18 protein-coding genes and 2 pseudogenes are annotated in these 19,583 nt (G+C 63.7%); 1 reads left to right on the forward strand and 19 read right to left on the reverse strand.

The genetic code is table 11. The features are described 5' to 3' along the window. Positions 1-83: 83 nt before the first annotated feature. Genes nifT through IVB54_RS33800 form a run of 4 tightly spaced genes read right to left on the reverse strand, consistent with a single transcriptional unit; the run spans position 84 to position 2,167 of the window. Positions 84-305, reverse strand: coding sequence for a putative nitrogen fixation protein NifT (gene nifT, locus IVB54_RS33785; RefSeq protein ID WP_247336471.1), 222 nt, complete (start codon positions 303-305; stop codon positions 84-86). Next, positions 302-1,495: a cysteine desulfurase NifS gene (nifS, locus tag IVB54_RS33790; protein ID WP_247441640.1), complete on the reverse strand. Its 1,194-nt coding sequence runs from the start codon at positions 1,493-1,495 to the stop codon at positions 302-304. Before nifS ends, nifT begins: the two co-directional genes overlap by 4 nt. Positions 1,496-1,513: 18 nt before the next feature. Next, the gene (locus IVB54_RS33795; RefSeq protein ID WP_247299047.1) at positions 1,514-1,807 is read right to left on the reverse strand and encodes a NifU family protein; all 294 of its coding nucleotides are present in this window, start codon (positions 1,805-1,807) and stop codon (positions 1,514-1,516) included. A gap of 39 nt (positions 1,808-1,846) precedes the next feature. Next, complete coding sequence (locus IVB54_RS33800; protein ID WP_247395810.1) at positions 1,847-2,167, reverse strand: iron-sulfur cluster assembly accessory protein; 321 nt, start codon at positions 2,165-2,167, stop codon at positions 1,847-1,849. 327 nt (positions 2,168-2,494) lie between these two features. Between IVB54_RS33800 and IVB54_RS33805 the strand changes: the two genes are divergently transcribed. Next, positions 2,495-3,085, forward strand: coding sequence for a hypothetical protein (locus tag IVB54_RS33805; protein WP_247540838.1), 591 nt, complete (start codon positions 2,495-2,497; stop codon positions 3,083-3,085). 726 nt (positions 3,086-3,811) lie between these two features. Here IVB54_RS33805 and IVB54_RS33810 read toward each other — a convergent pair. From IVB54_RS33810 to nifE, 15 genes and pseudogenes are all read right to left on the reverse strand, one after another. Next, positions 3,812-4,021, reverse strand: coding sequence for a hypothetical protein (locus tag IVB54_RS33810; protein WP_247299051.1), 210 nt, complete (start codon positions 4,019-4,021; stop codon positions 3,812-3,814). A 1,152-nt stretch (positions 4,022-5,173) separates the two neighbouring features. Further along, positions 5,174-6,223 (reverse strand): type 2 isopentenyl-diphosphate Delta-isomerase, encoded by a 1,050-nt coding sequence (fni, locus tag IVB54_RS33815; RefSeq protein ID WP_247359575.1) that lies wholly within the window; start codon positions 6,221-6,223, stop codon positions 5,174-5,176. An 85-nt stretch (positions 6,224-6,308) separates the two neighbouring features. Continuing rightward, a pseudogene (locus IVB54_RS33820) lies at positions 6,309-7,210 on the reverse strand (hypothetical protein). Beyond that, entirely contained in the window at positions 7,207-8,757 is a 1,551-nt protein-coding gene (locus IVB54_RS33825; protein ID WP_247384321.1) for a hypothetical protein, read from the reverse strand. The pseudogene IVB54_RS33820 and the gene IVB54_RS33825 overlap by 4 nt, the downstream one beginning before the upstream one ends. Before the next feature lie 281 nt (positions 8,758-9,038). Beyond that, positions 9,039-10,037, reverse strand: a complete 999-nt coding sequence (locus tag IVB54_RS33830; protein ID WP_247777562.1) for a polyprenyl synthetase family protein — start codon at positions 10,035-10,037, stop codon at positions 9,039-9,041. Positions 10,038-10,185: 148 nt separating this feature from the next. Next, positions 10,186-11,523, reverse strand: a complete 1,338-nt coding sequence (locus IVB54_RS33835; RefSeq protein ID WP_247776919.1) for a cytochrome P450 — start codon at positions 11,521-11,523, stop codon at positions 10,186-10,188. 5 nt (positions 11,524-11,528) lie between these two features. Next, positions 11,529-12,364 (reverse strand): annotated as a pseudogene (locus IVB54_RS41860) (SDR family oxidoreductase). Further along, positions 12,351-12,659, reverse strand: a complete 309-nt coding sequence (locus IVB54_RS33850) for a ferredoxin (RefSeq protein WP_247776920.1) — start codon at positions 12,657-12,659, stop codon at positions 12,351-12,353. Before IVB54_RS33850 ends, IVB54_RS41860 begins: the two are co-directional and overlap by 14 nt. A gap of 1 nt (position 12,660) precedes the next feature. Continuing rightward, a complete protein-coding gene (locus IVB54_RS33855; RefSeq protein ID WP_247777563.1) occupies positions 12,661-13,950 on the reverse strand; it encodes a cytochrome P450 in 1,290 nt (429 codons plus the stop codon). Between the two features lie 1,175 nt (positions 13,951-15,125). Further along, positions 15,126-15,410 (reverse strand): ferredoxin III, nif-specific, encoded by a 285-nt coding sequence (gene fdxB, locus IVB54_RS33860; protein ID WP_018457679.1) that lies wholly within the window; start codon positions 15,408-15,410, stop codon positions 15,126-15,128. A gap of 13 nt (positions 15,411-15,423) precedes the next feature. Then, positions 15,424-15,624: a CCE_0567 family metalloprotein gene (locus IVB54_RS33865; RefSeq protein ID WP_018457678.1), complete on the reverse strand. Its 201-nt coding sequence runs from the start codon at positions 15,622-15,624 to the stop codon at positions 15,424-15,426. 7 nt (positions 15,625-15,631) lie between these two features. Further along, positions 15,632-16,102: a NifX-associated nitrogen fixation protein gene (locus IVB54_RS33870; RefSeq protein WP_247776921.1), complete on the reverse strand. Its 471-nt coding sequence runs from the start codon at positions 16,100-16,102 to the stop codon at positions 15,632-15,634. 10 nt (positions 16,103-16,112) lie between these two features. Next, positions 16,113-16,508 carry a nitrogen fixation protein NifX gene (gene nifX / locus IVB54_RS33875; RefSeq protein ID WP_247299065.1) on the reverse strand — a complete coding sequence of 132 codons (396 nt, stop codon included), beginning with the start codon at positions 16,506-16,508 and terminating at the stop codon, positions 16,113-16,115. Positions 16,509-16,530: 22 nt separating this feature from the next. Continuing rightward, positions 16,531-17,913, reverse strand: a complete 1,383-nt coding sequence (nifN, locus tag IVB54_RS33880; protein ID WP_247776922.1) for a nitrogenase iron-molybdenum cofactor biosynthesis protein NifN — start codon at positions 17,911-17,913, stop codon at positions 16,531-16,533. A gap of 9 nt (positions 17,914-17,922) precedes the next feature. After that, entirely contained in the window at positions 17,923-19,557 is a 1,635-nt protein-coding gene (gene nifE / locus IVB54_RS33885; protein ID WP_247480500.1) for a nitrogenase iron-molybdenum cofactor biosynthesis protein NifE, read from the reverse strand. Between the last annotated feature and the right edge of the window lie 26 nt (positions 19,558-19,583).

The following is a 19,583-nucleotide window of genomic DNA, read 5'->3' on the forward strand; positions in this document are numbered from 1 at the left end:
TCCTCGCAAAGGCCGGACCGCTGCGCCAAGAACAGCTTCCGCATCCGCTGGTTTGGCGAGGTTCTGTGGAGTCGCAGCATTCATCATTCGGTTGCTTCGCCGTCGCGCTTCCTGGCATTGATCGTAATTGGAAGGATGGTGTCACTCGCCATCGCGGGTAGGTCGAGCACCCACCCGTTCGCGATTCTAATCCAACCACCCCACAGCGTCTCGTGCTCACATTCGACAATCGACTCCTCAAGATCCTTCTTGGGCACATAAATCGAAAGCCCCGTCTCGGGCGAACGGCGAATCATGACCTTCATAGGAGCTCCGCAACTTGTGAGCTCTCGCCCGCGCGCTCCTGACACGCACGCCACAAGGCTCTCTGTTTGGCATTGATGTCCGCCAGGACTTGCAGGACACGATCGATCTCATCCGGCGCCGTCTCGCGCGACAGCGAGAAGCGAACCGCACCGCGCAAAAAGGCCGGTGGTACTCTCATCGCGCGCAGGACATGGGACGGCTCCATCGAGCCGGACGCGCAGGCTGAACCGAGCGAGGCGGCAATTCCGTTGCGGTTCAGGTGGTCGACGATGGCCTCTGCTTCGAGATGCTCGAATGCGATGTTGGACGTATTTGGCAAGCGGTTCTTGATATCACCAAGCACGATGCAACAGCCGAGAGCGAGAATGCCTTGCTCAAGCCGGTCGCGAAGCATGCCAATCTGCGTCTGCTCTTGCATGAGGTGTGCCGCAGCGAGTTCCGCCGCCTTGCCGAGCCCAATAATGCCCGGAACGTTTTGGGTGCCAGCGCGGCGATGCCGCTCCTGTGCGCCGCCGATGATCAGCGGTCGGAACCTGATGTCCTTGCGCACATACAGCGCGCCGATCCCCTTCGGACCATGGAGCTTATGGCCGGAGAGCGATAGCATGTCGATGTCCGTAGTCTTCAGGTCAATCGGAATCCGCCCGACCGCCTGGACCGCATCGGTGTGAAAGAGCGCGCCGACTGAGCGCGCCATCTTGGCGAGGGATTTCACCGGAAAGATCGTACCGGTCTCATTATTGGCCCACATGACCGAGGCGATTGACGTCCGCCTCGACAATGCGTTGCGATAATCCTCGATGTTCAATCGGCCGCTTGCATCGACCGGAATGACATGGGTCTTGATTCCGCGTCGGCCCAGCTCCTCGGCAAGGGACAGCACAGCTGGATGCTCAACGGCCGTAGTGACGATCTCGTCGCGTCCCTCCTGCACGGCGAGCGCGGACAGGATCGCGGTGTTGTCGGATTCAGTCGCGCCCGAGGTGAAGACGATCTCGTTATCAAATGCCGCGCCAACGAGGGCCTGCAGCTTCCGGCGCGCTTGTTTCAATGCGGGCGCAACCTCAATGCCGAATGCATGCCCGGACGACGCATTGCCGAATTGCCCAGAGAAGAACGGCAGCATTGACGCGACTACCGATGGATGTGCACGGGTCGTCGCGTTGTTATCCAGGTAGATCGGCTGCACGGACTGTCCGCTCTGCACTTAAGGCCCCTCTTTGGCAGCTGCGGGGAGCGGGATCAGGCGGACGAACTCGCCGAGCCGCTCGATCAGGCGCGCCTGAATGGCCGCGAGCGTCGTTCCCGCAAGCTTGCATAACATGCAGGCGCCGGTGAGCCTGACCATGATCTTGTTGCCTTCGATTTCGACGAGCTCACAATCCCCACGATCACGCCTGAGGCTTGGCCGAATCTCATCGAGCACGGCACGGACAATCCGCTCGCGATCGGAAGCCTCTGCACTCGAAGACTGCTTCGTTCGTTCAGCCTTCAGGCCCATGTTCGATGCTCCTTCCATTGCGAATGGTCCGAAGGCGACTCAGCTGAACGATTTGCCGCAGGAGCAGCTCGATTTGGCGTTTGGGTTATCGAAGCGGAACCCTGATCCTTCGAGCGACACCACGAAATCGATCGTGGTGCCGTTGAGATGCACCCGGCTCGCCTTGTCGACGAAGACTTTGATCCCGTCTTGCTCAAACACGGGCTCATCGGAGACCGGCTCATGAGCAAGACCCATTTTGTACGTGAACCCTTGGCAACCGCCGCCTTCGACCATGACCCGCAAACCGCTTGCCGGCTGGGCCGTCGAGGAGATTGCGGCCTTCAGTGCGTTGATGGCGCTATCCGTTAGGCTGATCATTTCTGGCTCGCTCTCAGTTTCTGTCGGAGGCACAATTCGCAAATCCCATGCCAATCGAGATGCAGCTGAAATCCATTGGTTTAGCAGGGGCGACCATTCGATTTGCGACCTGTCTGATTTGCGACAGGCGGTTTTCGGGCGTCCCGCCCTTATCCGGCCGAGACCTCGTGATGGTGCCAGCACGTATTGTCCCTGCACATTGCGCCAATCCGCCGCTTACCGTGTGCGTCGCTGCAGACATGGGGGCACGGCAAACAACTTGCATAAGGTCAGCGGACACGCCGCATTGGCGATGCATGTACACGACAGATTGATGAGGAGCCTTCCATGACGTCCATCGACAACACCGCTCTTGGCCAGTTGGACAAGGAGGGGCGGTTGCTGAATGCGGTGCTTAAGACCGAGACAACGAAGCCGGGGCGATTTGGATTTCGGGGCGACATCGCGCTGAAGTTCCAAGCCCAGCTCGCCGACGAAAAACGACCGCCGGACTATTCCATTGAACAAGTTCTTGCAATCGCGCAGGAAGGCGAACCGACCATCCCAGTCCTTGCCGGATATCTGCATTCGTTCGCGTATCTACCTGAGGCTGCAAAGGTTCTGGATGGCAGGCTGAGCCCCAAAGGCAGCTATTTCATTTTCTGCAACAACATTGATCTGCTCGCGAAGTACCGCACCAAGATAGGCGACATCACCTTCCGCATTCTGCCTTGCGACGAATCAACTGTGTGGAAGGAGATGATGGACCTCGCCGGCGTCGACAAGAATGACATCAAGAAGCTCGGTACGGCCGGTAGGCTCGACTACCTGCTCGACGCGGCCAAGGACATCGGTGGATCATACACGGAAGTTTCATACGAGGACGGCCTGGCCAAAATGGAGCCGGTGAAAAACAGAAGCGAAAACCGCCCCGTCTGAGGCAGACCTCTCTCTCGCCAGCTCGACGACTATGCCGCAGAGAGAGTCACTGCGCCCGCTTCACCGTGACTGGCTCTGACAAACCCTGGTGATGGACTACCGGCCCTCCCTTTCGGGAGATCACACCGCCACTCTGCTGGTCGTGTGTCGGCCAAGAGCACTGTCGTCAACTGCACTGAGGGGCGGCTGGCCACGACCGTCCGCCTGACTGCATCCATGGGGATCCGGACAATCCAATGCTGATCGGCTGATGGTCGCGGTCACATTTCAGAGGGCGGATCGCCGATGTATGGTTCGGCTTTGGCGCTGTGCTCCAGGCCTTTGCCAGCCTGCGTGGCGCAGAGATGTCGCGCGTTCGATGCTCGCCGGCCGAAGTCATCGACGAGCTGCGCCCATGAATGATGGAGACCGACCCGGGGACTGAGTAACGCGCACGTTTGCATCGTTCCAGAGAACCCAGTGAGCCAGTGTCAAGCCTCGTACACGCAATTCCGCAGAGCCGTAAAAACGCGACGGCGGGGTGCCGGTTGGTCGAGCCAGGCCAAGCGATAGCTGAGCAGACTTGGCCGCACGTCTTCAATGTTGTGAGAACGAAGCGAAGCTATGCAGCATGCCAACTGAATCTGCCCTGGGAAGTTGCTCCAGGTCGCGGATCGCGCGGCCGACCCGCCCATGCCAGAGACGCCACTTCACAGTTCTGACGTCCCTGCCGATGGCTGGAAGCACTCAAAAAGGGCCTGATCGGAATCGTACGATGCGATCGGCGATCTGCTGTATGGGCTGGATCTCCATGGCAATATGAAACCAGTCGATGATGTGGGTCGTTGGTTTCGGCATGGCGCGGGGCAGCCGCTTTAAGATTTCGGCCCCGTCCGAGGTCACCGTCACATCCCCAAAGCCGCGATATTCCGACTTCCTAGAGAGGGCGAAGAGCACGATCGCGGATTGCCTGATGGTCGGTGCTGCCGGTTAAGAAATAGCAACCGCCCCTTTCTCCCCGTCCCCCGCGGGCGCATCTGGCCACGACGAGCTCGAAAATTCGCGCCGAATGTTGATCAGCGCTACGAACGTACGCCGTATCGATGCTGATGACGAACTCTTTGCGCCGAGCTCCGGGAAGCTGCATCTCAAGGTGCCATCGGTCATCCGTTTGGGGCCTCGCACGCCAATTTCCTGCATGACCTGGTCGTCGAGCCGCTTGCCGATCCTGATCGTACCTTGCGCACGATCGCATGCGTCTCAGTCGGTTCAGTGGGCAGGAATCGGCCAGCACCTTTGGCGCCTGCCAGTAGGGCAGCATGCTTTCAAGCCGCGCCATCAGTTCCATCAGCTCCGGTGTCGTTCGATCGGCCCTGGATGGCATTCCCGGCACAGCATGCATCGGGGATTGCGAACCTCAATGGTTCCGCAGACGGTTCGGATCCGGCGTGTCGTGTAGTCGGTGACCGGTCGGAGCGTATGGCAGCCCGGGCAAAGCCGGCGAGAAGGGCATAAGTCTCCGCCTCATGATTCACGAACGCGCTCTGCAGCGCTGCCATGATCTTCTTGGTATGGCGCATCGACAAGCAAGATGTCGCCGTCGAACAGGCTCTCCCAGCTCTTTGTCTATGTCTGTGCGGACCTCCTTCCGGCATTTGTCGTCAAATTCGCTCCGGCCCTCGATCATTCCACCGCCATCGCTTGGTCTCAAAACGATGCTGACGGGACTGCTTGAGCCTAACAACCCTTGTTTGACACCACAGAAATTACCGGTCTCCTCACGACGGATCGCCCATGAGTCGGGGTCGATCGCTACTCCTTCATTGCAATGGACTTGCACCATCTACTCCTTGCCGGGCTCCCGGCGCACCTAGTTCCGGCCACGTCAGAGGCTCAGCTCGTTCGGCGTGGCCGATCACCCCGATCAAAGCATCGACATAGGCGCCGAATGCGGCTTCACTCTCGGCTGTCCAGTCGGGCATGGCGGGGCGCCTCCCTGATCACGAAGCAGCACCCGAGCAAATCCGCCAGCACCGCGAATCCCCCGCATCCGCGACTTTCTAGCTGAGTAAGACTAGGCGCCCGCCGCAAGTGCGGGCGACGCCGCCATCAACCGGCGGGCAGATGCGCCGATGGCAACAAGCGCGCGTGACGCAACGCCGCCAGATCAGCCGAGCCGGTGCAGAAGCAGGCGACGGCCAACTGGCGGATGACGATCTCGAAATGCGCGACAACCGCCTCGGTGGATACCGTAGCCGCGCGCAGCACGCCGGCCGCCTGCCCGGCGATGTCCGCGCCCAGGCGAATGGCCTTGGCCACGTCGACGCCGTCGCGGATCCCGCCCGACGCGATCAGCTTCACCGTTGGCAGCGCCTCACGTACCGCCTGCAGGCTGGCTGGGGTCGGAAGCCCCCAATCGGCGAACGCCATTGCCACTGTACGGTCGGCGGCATCGCGGGCGCGCTCGCCCTCCACCGCGGCCCAACTGGTGCCGCCGGCGCCGGCGACATCGATCACCGCCACGCCCGCCGCAACGAGCGCACAGGCCACCGAGGCGGACAGGCCCGACCCCACTTCCTTGGCCACGATCGGCACGCCCACGCTGCGCGCGGCGCGAGCGATCTGCGCCAGGACGGCGCGCCAGTCGCGGTCGCCCTCCGGCTGTAGCGCTTCCTGCAGCGGATTGAGATGGACGATGAGTCCATCGGCCTCCAGCGCATCCACCGCGCGGCGCGCCAGGTCCAGGCCGTCGGCCTCGCGCAGTTGCGCGGCGCCGATATTGGCCAGCAACGGAATGTCTGGGGCCAGGCGGCGCAGCGCGCGCGTCAACCCCTGGGAGTTGCGGGATTGCAGGCTCACGCGTTGCGAACCGACGCACATGGCAATCCCCAAGGCTTGCGCTGCCTCGCTCAGATGCCGGTTGATGGCCTCGGCGCGTGACGTGCCGCCGGTCATGGAGCTGATCAGCAGCGGGGCGCGCATGATCTTGCCCAGCAGCGAGGCGCGCAGGTCGATCTGCGTCAGGTCCAACTCGGGCAATGCGCAGTGTTCGAAACGGACGTACTCCCAGCCGGGGGCGATCGTGGCCGGCGCCGTTCGTCGGTCCAGCACGATGTCGAGATGGTCGTCCTTGCGCCGGCTCAGGGCGGTGTCGCTCATGCTCGCTCCGTCCGTCGCATCGGGCGACGGCGTTGCGTCGGATCGGACCGACGGCAGCGCGCGCACGCCGCCGCCTCCCGCGCCTTCAGGCCGGCGCACGCTGGCCTCCCCCGCAGCGTCGCTGCGGTAGCGGCTGCTCGAGGTCTGGTAGTACTGCGCGCGGATGGCCGCCATGGCCTCGATCAACGGTCCCCACGGCGCGGGAAAGCGTTCTTCCGCCATCACCCGGTGCAGCATGCGCGTATGGCCGGCCAGCTCGTCGTTGAGGAACTCCACCGCAGGCATAGCCGGATAGCGCTGCAGCAGCAGGATCGACGCGTTGTCGGCCTCGCCGGCCGACCTGTCCTTGTCGCGTCCATGCAGATCGTTGTGCAGGCGCCCTATCGCGCAGATGAGCCGCAGGACCTCGCGAAACGCCGGACGCGCGCGCAAGGTCGCCATGTCCAGCCCCCACAGCAACGACAGGCAACAGAACACGTTCGTGTAGGCGATCGAATCGATGCCGTTGTGCAGGTACTCGGCGTAGGACCAGCGTTCCGCCCCTACCGCCTGCGCGTGTCCGCCGCGCAGCGCCGCGCAGTAGCACCGGGTATCGTCAAGAAGCTGAACATAGTCGCGACGATCGTAGGCGAGCGCGGCCAGCGTAGCGCGCAGCACAGCGCAGCCCTCGAATCCGGGCAGCGCGCACGGCACGCCCTGCCCCAGCGCCTGCTCCACGGCAGCGAGCTGCTCCGGCGCGATCAGGCCAAGGTCGTTGCAATCGTCGAGCCAGAACAGCAGCGCCAGTTCGCGATAGAACGCCACGATCAGCGTTTCGTCGTGCGGATCGCGGCCGGTGCGGGCGCTGGTGTCGCGCAGGCTCGCCTGGATGCGCTGCAGGATGTACTGGCCGCCCCTGACCGCTTCCACGGCATGCTCGTCTGCGAACCCGGTCAGGGAACGCCCCCACTCCAGCACCTGCTGCAGCGCGCGTTCGGTCTGGATCATGGCGCCGCTCCTGCTCCCTCGGCCGCGACGCGCCGCCCCCAACCAAGCGCCAGCCACAACCCGGCGAGTTCGGCCACGCGCACGACCCGGGTGGGGCAATACAGTTCCTTACCGATCCACAGCGGCGTCTGCGGCAATGCATGCGCCGCATGGCGGGCGAGCATCCACTCGAGCGCACGCGCCACCGCCTGCGCGATGCGCCGGCGCCCTGTCGGCTCCTCGCTCCGGTCCATTGCGTACAACGCGAACAGCGCATAGGCGGTTTCCTCGAATGTGGACGCGCGACCGGCGCCCCAGCCGCCGTCGTCGCGCTGCGCCTGCAGCAGCGCCGCCAGCGCGCGCTCGTCGCGCCACTGGGGCTTGCCTTGCGCCAGCGCAGCGACCGCATGCGCGGTGGGATACAGCCACGAAACGTGCCATTTTTCGTTGTCCCATACACCATGCGGGTTGCGATTGGCCTCGACGTAGGCACTGGTCCCGGCGGCGGGCTTTCCCAACAGTCGCAACGCATGCAGGGCATGAATGTTGGTCGACACCGAGGCATTGCGCTCGCCGGGGAAGGTGACGAACAGCTCGCCGAGTTCGAAATGGCGTAACGCATCGACCGCCGGGTCGCGGCCTGCAAGGCGCAGGACGCACAGCGCAACGGCGGTGTCGTCCGCATCGGCCGCGAAGTGCAAGGCCGGGCCCAGACCGCGCACGCCAAGGCGCGCGTCGAGCTGCGCGACGATCACGCGCACCGCCTCGGCGAGCGCGGGATGCGCGAACAGCCCGGCCAGATGCAGGGTGTACAGCGACCAGCATGGCTCGAACACATTGATCGGCCAGACGTTGGGAACGACACCTTCGATGCCGCTGCGCGTCGCCCGCGATGCCGCCAGCAGATACGCGTCGGCGCGCCCGACCTGCGGCGTGCTCCCCTGTGTCACGGCGTGCGCACGACACGCGGCGGTGGCCGCCGGACTGATGCCAATGCTGCCGTCGTCATCCGGGCATGCGATGGTCAGCGAGGTTCCCCAGGCTTCCCAGGAGTGCAGCAACGGATGGCCGCTCGGCAACGTCGCTACCGCCCCCAGCTTGACCAGGCACGCTTGCCGCAACGGCAACAGCGCCGGGTGGCGCGGAAACGCCACGCCGCCCAGTAAGGATGCGGCCTCGCCGCACAACTGCGGCAGGATCAGCTCCGCGGCGATCGGCGCGTCTTCCGGCACCGTATGCGCGTAGGGATCGGGCTCGCGCTCGAGGAACCGTGTTGCAGCCTGGACTGCGTCGGCAGCGCCGGGAAGAGGATCGGCACGCTGCAATGCCAGCAACGCCGCCCAAGTGGGCGCATGGCGGAACAGCGGGAAGTCCGCGCTTCCCCATCCGCCATCGGCCTGTTGCTGCGCGATAAGCCATGCGTATGCGTCCTGCCGACCGGTGACGTTGCCGCGGAACTGTAGAGCTCGCGCCGTGTCATAGACCGACGGGCCGACGCTGCCACCGTCGCTCATCTCGCTCAGCAGGTGGCGCAATTCGGAAAGGATCTGTTCTGAAAGCGCGTTCACTCGGGATGTTCCTTCTGCAGACGGTCCGGGCAGACGCCGCGCACGTCGCCGCGGGCCCGTCGCGGCCCCGCGCATGGGCAGCGCCGGACGGTCGCCCTGCTCCGGTGCGGCGACGCGCCGATGCTGGCGCCGGTCCGCCGCATAGGCTTGCGCGCAGCGCGCCGCGGCCGTTCTGGGCAACCGCTGCGATTGGCGCCGCGGACTCGGACACAGTGCAGCATGCACCGCTCCCGCCCGCCGATCGCAGCGGCACAGGGGCGACTCCACGCAGACGGGCGCGCTCATGCGCATGGCGCGTGCTTGAACAGATACGCGTTGGCCCGCTGCAGCATCTGCGCCAACCGTTCCGCACGCGGCCCCAGTGGGGCGATGGCCTCTCCGGCGTCGCGCAATAAATCCAGCGCGAACTGGCGCGCTGCCTGCAGCCCCATGATCGACGCGCAGGTCGGCTTCAGCGCCGCCGCGTCCTTGCCGGGGGTCTTGCCCAGCGTCGCGGTATCAGCTGTCGCGTCGAGAATGTCGTCGACCACCTGCAATGCCAGGCCGAAACAGGCCGTGTAGCGATCGAGCGCACAGTACAGCGCAGCGTGCACGGCATCTTCGGCAATGGTGCATAGCGCGCCCATGCGAACGGACGCGCGCACTAGCGCTCCGCTCTTCATCCGGTGCATCGCCACGATCCTGTCCAGCTCGACGTGCTTTCCGACCAGCGAGAGATCCATGGCCTGCCCGCCTGCGGCACCCTCGGCGGAGACCGCCTGCGCCAGTTCGCGCACGAGCGCGATACGGTTGTCGCCCGGCACATCCAGGCTCGCCAGGGTCAGGAAGGCGTGCGCCTGCAGCGCATCGCCGACCAGGATCGCAGTGGCTTCGCCGAACTTGACGTGCACGGTTGGAAGGCCGCGGCGAAGCACGTCGTCGTCCATCGCGGGCAGGTCGTCGTGGACCAGGGTACAGGCATGCATCATCTCGATGGCGGCGCCGATGTCGTCAAGCATGTGCGCCGGCGTGTCGGCCAGTGCGCCGGCAGCCAGACAGAGCAAGGCGCGGGTGCGCTTCCCGCCATTCAAGGTGGCGTAGCGCATCGCCGCCATCAGCTCGGCCTCACCATCGTCTTCGGCGCAGAGAAGACGCGCCAACGCCTGTTCGACCCGCTTTGCGCCGTCCTGCATCCAGATCTCCGGCAGCAGCCTGCCGGATGCGCCGCGCACCTGCGCGCCCAATCCGCCGAGCGCGGAAACGCCAGTTCGGTCGTCGTGTAGCGTAGAACCGGTCTGCATGTTGTTCATGTCCTTGTACCTGACACGGCCACGGCGAGCGCCGAGCCGCCGCGGTGTTGCCGGCGTCGCACCGAGCGCACGCGCCCAGTGCAGCAATGCCGCCCGTCGCCGGCGCCGCTGCCTCGCCACACGGGGATGCGATGCCAGCTCATGAGAAGCCGATGCGGATTGTCATGGACGGATGTGCGGTTGGGTAATAGCGCCGGCCTTTTTCGACGCCGCTGAGCAACCGCGGCCGCACCCCGGCCTTGTGCATGGTCAGCGCCAAGGCGATGCAGAACTGCACCAGTTCCAGCCATACCAAGTGGTAGCCGATGCAGACGTGTGGGCCGGTACCGAACTGCAGCATGTCCAGCGGCTGGATCGGCTCCGTGCGTTGCAGCCACCGCGCCGGGCGGAACTGATCAGGCGCGTCGTGCAGCAGCGCCGAGGTCGAGAAATGGAGCAGCGGGATGCACAGATGGGTGCCCGCGGGAATGCGCCGTTGGCCGAGTTGCAATTCCTGCAGCGCGCGACGCGGCAGGAGCGTGGCCGTCGGATGCACGCGCAGCGTCTCGCGGAACAGCGCCTCGGCGACCGGACACTGCGCCAGGTCCGCGTGCCGGGTCGGCACCGCGCCCACGCGTTGCGCCTCCTCGACCAGGGCGTCCCACAGCACAGGCTGCCGCGCCAGCTCGATCACCATCCAGGCCATCGTCGAGGCAGTGGTGTCGTGACCGGCAAGCAGCAGCAATCGGATATTGGCGACCAGGACGTCATCGGACATCCCATCATCGCTGCGATCGAAGGCGCTCACCAGGTCGTTGATCAACCCCGTGCGCGCGGCATGCGCGCGCACGTCGCGGACGAATTGGCGCAACTGCGCGTCGATCCAGTCGCGGGCGGCGCGGCCGCGCCGCAGGGGCAGTCCGGGCAGGTCGACCGGGGGCGCGACGATCAAGTGCACCAGTTGCCGGTACTTGCGATGCCATTCCGGCAGGTCATGCGCGGGGATTCCCAAGAGGCTGAAGATCAGCTTGAGCATCAGGTCGCCGGTTTCGCGCAGGATAGTTACGTCGCCGCGGTCGCGCCACGCCTGCACCCGCGCTCGGATGACGGGCACGAACAGGTCGCCGATGCCGGCCTGGGTCAGCCCCTTGGGCAGGAACGCCGCCTTGATCGCATCGCGCGCCTGCCGGTGCGCGCCGCCGTCCTGGGTAACCAACGTTCCGCCAAGCAATTCGGGCGCGATCTCTTCGATCAGCGCCGAGGACACGTCCTTGTGCCGGAGCAGTGCGAACGCATCCGGATCCACGCATGTCATCATGTGTCCGGCAGGGCCGAAATCCAGCCAGAAGTGGCTGCCCAGCATCCCTTCCGCGCGCCGCAGCAGGCGCGGCAGGTCGCAGACGATGGCGGGAAGATGCCCCACCAGGGGGAAAGCGCCGGGCACGACCGGGATGTCGTGCCGCAGCCGGTGCCGACGGTCCAGCGGGTTGAGCAGCATGTCCGTCAGCAGCGCGGCGCCGCGGCCGCTTCGGCGGTGTGCCGGCAGGCCGCGCGGCGCGGCTGTTGCCACGCTCGGCGTACGTCGGCACATGCGCCAGCATGCCGCCGTCGATGCACACGACCCGGCCGGTGATGAACGCAGCATCGTCGTAGAGCAGGAATGCCACCAGCGCGGCCACGTCCCTCGGCGCAGCCGACGCGCGGCAGGAGCTGGTGCCGCCGCAGATGCCGTTGCATGCACTCGTCCAGCTTGGCGAGGAGACGCTCGGTCATGACGAGACCCGGCGCAATCGCGTTCCAGCGGATCTGCGCATGACCGTACTGGGTGGCGAGCGAGGCCCAAAGCATTTTCATCGCCGCCTTCGACGCGGCGTAGGACGTCTGCGCGGGGTCAGCGCTGAGCCCCTGCCACGACCACATGTTGACGATCGCGCCACCGCCGCGAGCGACATGGCCTGCGGGCAGCAGAGCAGCGTGCCGCGCAGATTGGTCGCCATGGTCTCATCCGAGACGGTCAGGGCCAGGTCGAGAATCGCGCAGTGGCGCGGGGTCAGATGCATGTCGCTCGCGTCGTTCACCAGCAGGTCAACCCCACCGAAGTGCCGCTCCGCCGTCTCGCGCAGCGCTGCCACCGACTGCGCGTCCGCGATGTCCATGGCCACGGCCAGCCGCGTGGCCCGCTTCGGCCGCGATCTGCGCGGTGCAGGCGATGCCCGCCGAGCCATCAATGTGGGCCACCACCACTCTGCCGCCCTCGCGCGCGATGGCGAGGGCGCTGCCTTGCCGATGCCGGCGCCAGCGCCGGTCACCACGGCCACCTTGCCTTCAAACCGCGCCATCGTGTCCTCCTGGATTGCGTTGTTCTTTCGCGGCATGCAGCTCGGCCTCCCCCGGAGAAGGCGCAGGGTCGGCGCTGGCGCGCTCGTCATCGCCAACGTCGCTTTCGATGACCCGAATGGCGGCCACTGGGCATTGGCTGGCCGCGAGCCGCACGGCGGCGTGCAGCGCCTGCGGGACCGTCGCCACGCACACTTCGGCCACGCCGTCCGGTTCGCGCTGGCGAAAGGCGTCCGGCAGCGTCAGCACGCACTGGCCGGTGGTTGCGCACAGATCCTGGTCGACCACGACGCGCATCTCAGCCCCCCTGCCCACGCAGCCGCACCGGCAGCGCGCGGAACGTCCTAAGGAACTCGGAGGGCTCCCGGGTCGGCGGCTCGGCCAATGCCAGCGTGGGGAAGCGCGCCTGGATCCGCGGCAGGCTCTCCGCCAACTGCACCCTAGCCAGTTGCGCACCGACGCAGAAGCGGATGCCGTGGCCGAAGCTCAGCATGATCTTTCCGTCCGTCGACATGCCGGGACTGGTGCCGTAGAACCGCGCGGGATCAAAGCGGTCGGGATCGGCGAAGGCGTCCGGGTCGCGATTGCCGGCCGCGATCAGCACGCGCACGTCCGCGTTCTTCGGGATCACCACGCCGCCCAATTCGATGTCGCGCTGGGCGATACGCATAGTGGTGCTGAACATGACGGGCGAATCGCGGCGCAGGACTTCTTCGACGAATGCCTGCACCCGCGCGGCGTCTCCCTGAAGCCAATGCCGCTGTTCGGGATACGCCAGCATCGCCAACACCGCATGGTCGATGGTCGCAGCAGTGGTTGAGAAGCCGCCCAGCAGCATGCCCCAAAGCATGCTGATCAACTCCGCATCCGACAGCGTGTCGGCATCGTCGTCGTGTGCGCCGACCAGCATCGACACGATGTCGTGGCGGGGATCGGTGCGCTTACGCTGTATGAGGTCCCCGAAGTAGGCCTGCACCCTGGCGCTGGCCGCGTCCGCCGCGGCGAGCTGGGGGTCGCTGGCGTGCGGGCCCAGGCCTTTCAGAATGGGGTCGATGACGGCGGCGAGCCCGAACATGTCGTCCTGGGGCATGCCGAACAGTTCGGCCAAGACCAGCATGGGCAAGGCCAGCGCGAATTCCCGATGCAGGTCCACCGGCTCCCCGCGCTCCAGCGCGGGCGCCATGCCGTCCAGGCGCGCTGCGACGAGGCGCGCGATGCTCGGCCGCAGGTTTTCGATCTGGCGCATGGTGAAATCGCGCGAGATCAGCCGGCGCAGACGCGTATGCGCCGGTGGGTCCTTCATCGCTATTGTAGACGCCAGCAGATTGAGTGACCGGCTGGTCGCCGCACGCGGAAAATAGCGCGCCAGTTCGCCCGGCGCCGGTGCCCGAAACGCATCGCCCGTGGCCTTGAGCGCCCAGTAAATATCGGCGTGGCGGCTCAATAGAAAGAGGCCCGACGCCGCGCGATGCACCGGATCGTGCTCGCGCAACCACCGCATAAACGGATACGGGTCGTGGGTGCGCGCTGACGACGCCAGTTCGGCGAAGGCGTCCCGGCATGCTGCCGTGGTTTCTTGCACGTCCATCTTCCTTACCTGTTGGCTGGCTGATCCGACCGGCGCGCGCCAGGCGCTCGGGCAAACTGCTGAGAACATCGGGGCGATTTCGCCGAGGCCCCCTGCCCATAGAATGCTGTCTGATGCGGATTTGACATTTTGCTTTTCTTTCTTCGTTCCATCGATCGCGGTGTCATCCACGAAATGAAGGTCGGTCGGCGGCTCCCGGCTCGCAACGAAGGAGCTTCAAAACTCGTGCCAATTTGGCCGACCCGGCAGAAGGAAAAGATTGTGATTGCTTTCAGCGGATTAGCCTGAGGCCAGACAAGAGCTCGCGAACTAGGCCAGTGTCGCGGACCAACAAAGGCGACAGAACAGTGTCGGATAGTCGTCAGACGCCAGACTGGCGACACCTTCTTTATCAGTTCTCCTGAATGACGATTCCAGTTGCTGGAATATATGCGGCCTCTCGCAAGTGGACTGCTGTTGCAGGCAGGCCATAATGAGATTCGCGCACACGCGTTCCCAATGAAGGTTTGGGGCACGAAGCCCGCTTTTTTGCACAGGGCTTACGGTATGCTGATCTACTGTTTCGTCATCACTATCGCGAACCTTGCAAACGAGCCAGAAGCGTCAGGCAAACGCGGGATCTCTGCCGTCGCCACGCATCTGCTCGAAGCGCTAACAAAGACAGTGCTCCAGATCGACTTCAGGTCCGTCGCGATGTCCGGGACTGTTAGCATTCTTGCTCTTCGAGGGAGCGCTCCACGTCGATCTCGCAACGTTGGTAAGCCGCGCCGTACCCCGAATCGAGCTTGCTACCTTCGCCACGATCACGTCGACGTTTATCCTTGGCTTTCTATTCTGGCAGCCCGCTGGTCTCCTTGGTTAGTCGCTGCCGCTGTCTTTGGCGCTCGTGTCTGGCGGCCTCATCAGCCTGACCGATCCGGTAGCGGTCATGGGTACGCTCAAAATGTAAAGGCACCTGAAAGTCTCGAGGTCGAGATGCAGGGCGAGTCACTCTTCAACGAGGTGTCGGCATTGTCGTTTTCACGATCCTGCTGGCCTTCGCCGCCGGCGGTCCATGCGAGGTCGCGGCCCGATTCGGCAACTGCCGGCTTCACGCCAGAACAGGTCGGATCTGGGAGTTCCCTACCAGCTTGTATCTGACAACTCACTCGTCGATCTCGTCGGAGAAAGCTGAATCAACCAGGTGGTGTGTGGGTCTGACAGTTTGTTGGGCACACCCGGGCGCAGGCGCTGCAGCCGATGCAAGCGCCTTCGTCCTTCAGCACCATGACCTTCTTTTCGAGCTCATCGTCGTCCTCATCGAGATCGATGATCTCGCCACCCTCGCTTAGCCCCTTCAGCGTCATGACCTCACGGCCGCAGATCTTGTAGCAGCGGCCGCAGCCGATACACTTGTTGGGATCGATAGAAACCAGGTAGTCCGGCCTCCAATTGCGACCGTCGCGGGTCCTGAATGACATGGCTAACCGTCCGCTATGTTTTGTCCAGCGCCTCGAGATATTGGCGCTTGCTTTCGAGCTCGCTGAAGGCAGCGTGGGCCTTCTGGGCCACGCTCAGGATCGACGACCAGTTGACCGGCAGCTCCTCGGAGAGGTCGTGGAGGTCCATCTTGGCCTGCGTCGCCTTGGCCGACAGCTTCTTTATTTCCGCTTTCAGAGTTTCGATATCGCTCACACTTGCCTCAACAACTCGCCACTTCCGGGAACTTACGGATCATCTCAACGCCACTGTTGACGAATTTGTCGCCTTGATTGGCGAGATCAGAGAGATGGTCGAAACCAAAGCGATGCACGTCGCGCAGCTGCTTGCTCACGACAACGAGCCGGCCGCCGATCAGCACGATCCGACCGAACCCTTCGTGATGCATCTTCAGCATTGGCGAGATCATCACACCGGTTGCCTTCTCGATAGAGAGCGCAACGGCGTCGAAGAACAGCTCCAGCCGCCATGTCGTGTCCGGGTCGGGATTGCCGACGATCGGCAGCGCACGGCGCTTGCCATTGTCGAGAACGTAGGGTTCGAGTAGTTCAAGATCCTTTTTGCCCTCCCAGGCGCCGTGGGTGTCCTGGGCGCGCCAGATCTTGATGAGCTCTTTCAGAAATGGCCATTCCGCGGCGGCGGCGGCTGGAGTGACTTCAGACGGATCGGCCATCTTTATTCCTTCAGGCTTCGAAATCCACCGTACGTTCCCGGCTTTTGGTGAGCAGCTTCCGCAGCCAGGGCGGCGGCGACCCCTTCAGCACGGTTTCGAGTTTGACGCAAAGGTCGTGGATGGGCTCTGGCTGCAGCACCTTCATCGGATGGATGTTCCTGGCGACGACTCGCGCAGCACCCGAGCCGCCAATCGCCGCAACATAGAGGATTGCGCACTCCCTGATCGCCTCGATCTTCGGCGCGAGCTTATCCTCATTGCCGTCTTCGGTGAGGTCACCGTCGAATTGGATCGCCTCGATAAACCGATGCCCGTCCGGGCCGACCTCGTAGATCACGATGTTCTTGGCCCAGCCGAAGTGGGCATCGACGTGCTTCAAGTCCTGAGTGGCGAATGCAACTTTCATCCGGGTTGTTTTCTCTCCCTGCTCAATGCAACTGGGGTGGATGGACCTGTGGGCCGCCGCAGCTTGATCGCCAGGTGTCGGGCGTCGGCCCATGGTTCGCTTCGCGGTCCGTGATGATCAGATTGGCGATGTCAAAGATCAGATCGCGCGTGCCGCGATAGCCAACCATCGTGAGGTGCGCAGCGCCAAGGCGATCGAACATCGGAAAGCCTACCCGGAAGAACGGGACATTGAGTCGCGAAGCGGCCTGGCGACCATGTGAATGCGACATCAAGAGGTCGCAGTCACGCGACCTGGCAAGCTCTTCAAGGTCCTCCAGATCGCCGATCAGGACGTCCTCGGTCCTGACCCGCTGGAGCACCGGTGAGTTCGTCGTCGTCACCGCAGCACTTACCTGTGCGCCCATCTCGTGGAGCAAGCTGGAGAGATCGAATAATAAGTCCGGCTCGGCGCCGATCGCGAGCTTGCGGCCGCCGATATGGAAATGTGCATCCAGCATGGCGTCTGCCAGCTGTCCACGCTGCCGGCGATATTTCCAGGGCACCGACCGGCCGCTGATCTGGCTCAGGAAGGCGATGAATTCGTCATTTGGGATAAGGCCACAGAGCCGCTCGAACAGGCGGAACGGCGCGCCTGTCCGCACCTGCATGGCCTCGGCCGCACGGCGCATCTGCGCGCCGATCGCGATCGTCCAGGCCACCTGCCCCATGGTCACAATCTCGTCCACTCCAATGCCCCCGATCGTGGTGGGCGTGAATTCGTCGGGGATGTGACCGTCCAGCGAACCGGCGACGTCCGGCAGGAACGAGGGCTTGAGCCCAAAATCCTCAAAAATCGTGCGCAGCTCGTCGAGATCGCCGGGCGTGAGGTGGCATCCAGGTAGCACGTTGACGCGGGAGATATCGCGCGGTCTCGCCGTGTCGACGGGAGCCACAAGCATCTCGATCATCCGCGCCACTGTCTTGCCCCAGCCATCCTGAAAGGCATCCTTGAAATCCGGGGTGGAGACGTAGACAAGGGGGAGCTTTTCGAGCTTCGGATGCTTCTGTCGGATCAACCGGATGAAGGCTTCGACGTCATCGCCGTTGGTCTCGGTGACGCCAGTCGAATTGATACCAATGATCTCAGGCTCGAGCCGATTGTAGATGTTGAGGATCGCCTGTTCGAGATTCTCGTGGCCACCGAGCACGGTGGCAACCTCGCTCATGGCCGTCGTCTGCATCGGCACGGCTTCATTGAAATGGCGCACGAACAGCGTTAGCCCGAAGGAGGTGCAACCTTGCGGACCGTGCAAAAGCGGCATCGCGCCGCGCAGTCCCAGGAAGGCAAATGAGCCGCCGATCGGCTGGCTCATTTTGAGCGGATTGACCGAACAGGCTTTCTTCGAGGTAGTGACGACCGCCATGCCGCTCCCCTACTCCGCCGCCTGCAGCGCAGGGGGCTGCAAATCGGAACGAATGTCCTTACAAGCAACGCACCGTGCGGTGGAATTGGTGCATGGCTTGGCGAGGTTCAGGCCATGCGCCGCAATCGCGCTCTCGCCACCGCTGGCCTCATTTTCATTCGAGAGACTTATCGTATTGACGCCGTTCTTGCTCGCGTCTCGAACTGGATCAGCGGCTTGCGCATACATCTGCGCAACCGTCCTTGCCTGACGCTTTCGGTCGAACTCATCCCATGGCGCGGCTTGGCGGAGCTGATCCCATATCGGATTGTAGAGCGCTTTCTCGATCTCCTCTATGAGCTTGACAATCCCGATATAGCCCATATAGGCGTGGCAGCGCTCCTGGTTGATATCGAGCCACGGCATCGCCGCCTTTAGTGCGACGAATTGCGACTTGCCGCCGGAGAGCATGATGTCGGCTTTTGCGTCCTTTAGCATCTTGTAGATCTCGCGAGGCGACATGTCCTCGATCATGTGGGCGTGCTGGCCCATTAACTCCTTGATACGTTCCTTGTCCTTCTTGGTCGATTTCTTCACGGACGTGCCGACGATCTCGAGCCCGGCCTCTTGCAAAGCGGACACCATCGACCAGGATTTCACGCCACCGGTGATGAGAACAACCCTCTTTGCGGCAAAGCGTGGCTTGAAACGTTCAATCGCAGCCCAGGCTTTGGTCTCTTCGCGTGCGATCAGGGCTTGCGTGCGTTCCATCAGCTCGGCCGGCGCGCCGCGTTCGATCAGCATGCGCGCGATCTGGCGTAGTGAATCGCTGGAATCCTCAATACCGTAGAAAGAGCCTTCAAAAAACGGGATGCCGTAGCGCTGCCTCATCTTGCGTGCGACGTTGATCATTGCCTTTGAGCAGACCATCATCGCGGCTTTGGCTCGGTGCGAATAAGCCACCTCGCGATACTTGCCGTCCCCCGAGATGCACGACAGGATCCGGATTCCGAGCTCATCGAGCAGCGGCTTGACCTGCCAGAGCTCGCCGGACAGGTTGTATTCGCCGATGATGTTGATGTCATACGCAGTGGTGTAATCGGGCTCTCCGGTACCGATGACGTGCTCCAGCAGTGCTTCGCCTGCGAGCTTGTTGCCGAGGTTCTTCGACCCCACAAATCCCGGTGCATTGATGGGAATGACCGGTTTGCCAAGTTTGGCGGAGGCTGCCTTGCAGACCGCATCGATGTCGTCACCGATCATTGCGGGCACGCATGTCTGGTAGACGAAGATGGCCTGCGGGTCGTATTTCTCTGTGATCTCCTTGACTGCCCTGTACAGCCGCTTCTCGCCGCCGAACACGATGTCGGTCTCGCTCATGTCCGTGGTGAAGCTTCTGCGCCAAAGATCGGAGCCGGAGGAGGCGGAACCGCGATTGTCCCAAGAATTGCCCTCACAGGCGATTGGACCATGCACAAGATGGGCGACGTCGGTGAAGGGCTGCAGTGCGACTTTGGCGCCATCGAAGGCACACCCACCGGCGACGCCGCCCGGCTTCAGCTGCTTGGTGCATCCATTCTTGCGCTCGACGTTCGACTTGCTCGCATTCCTGGCGCAGCCCGGTTCGTTAAAGACGTCCTGTATGGTCCTGGGAAGCGAAGTCATGGTGTCTCTTTCGGGGATGTCAAGAC

The sequence above is a fragment of the Bradyrhizobium sp. CW1 genome, assembly GCF_023100665.1.
In the GTDB taxonomy this organism is placed as follows: Bacteria; Pseudomonadota; Alphaproteobacteria; order Rhizobiales; family Xanthobacteraceae; genus Bradyrhizobium; species Bradyrhizobium canariense_D.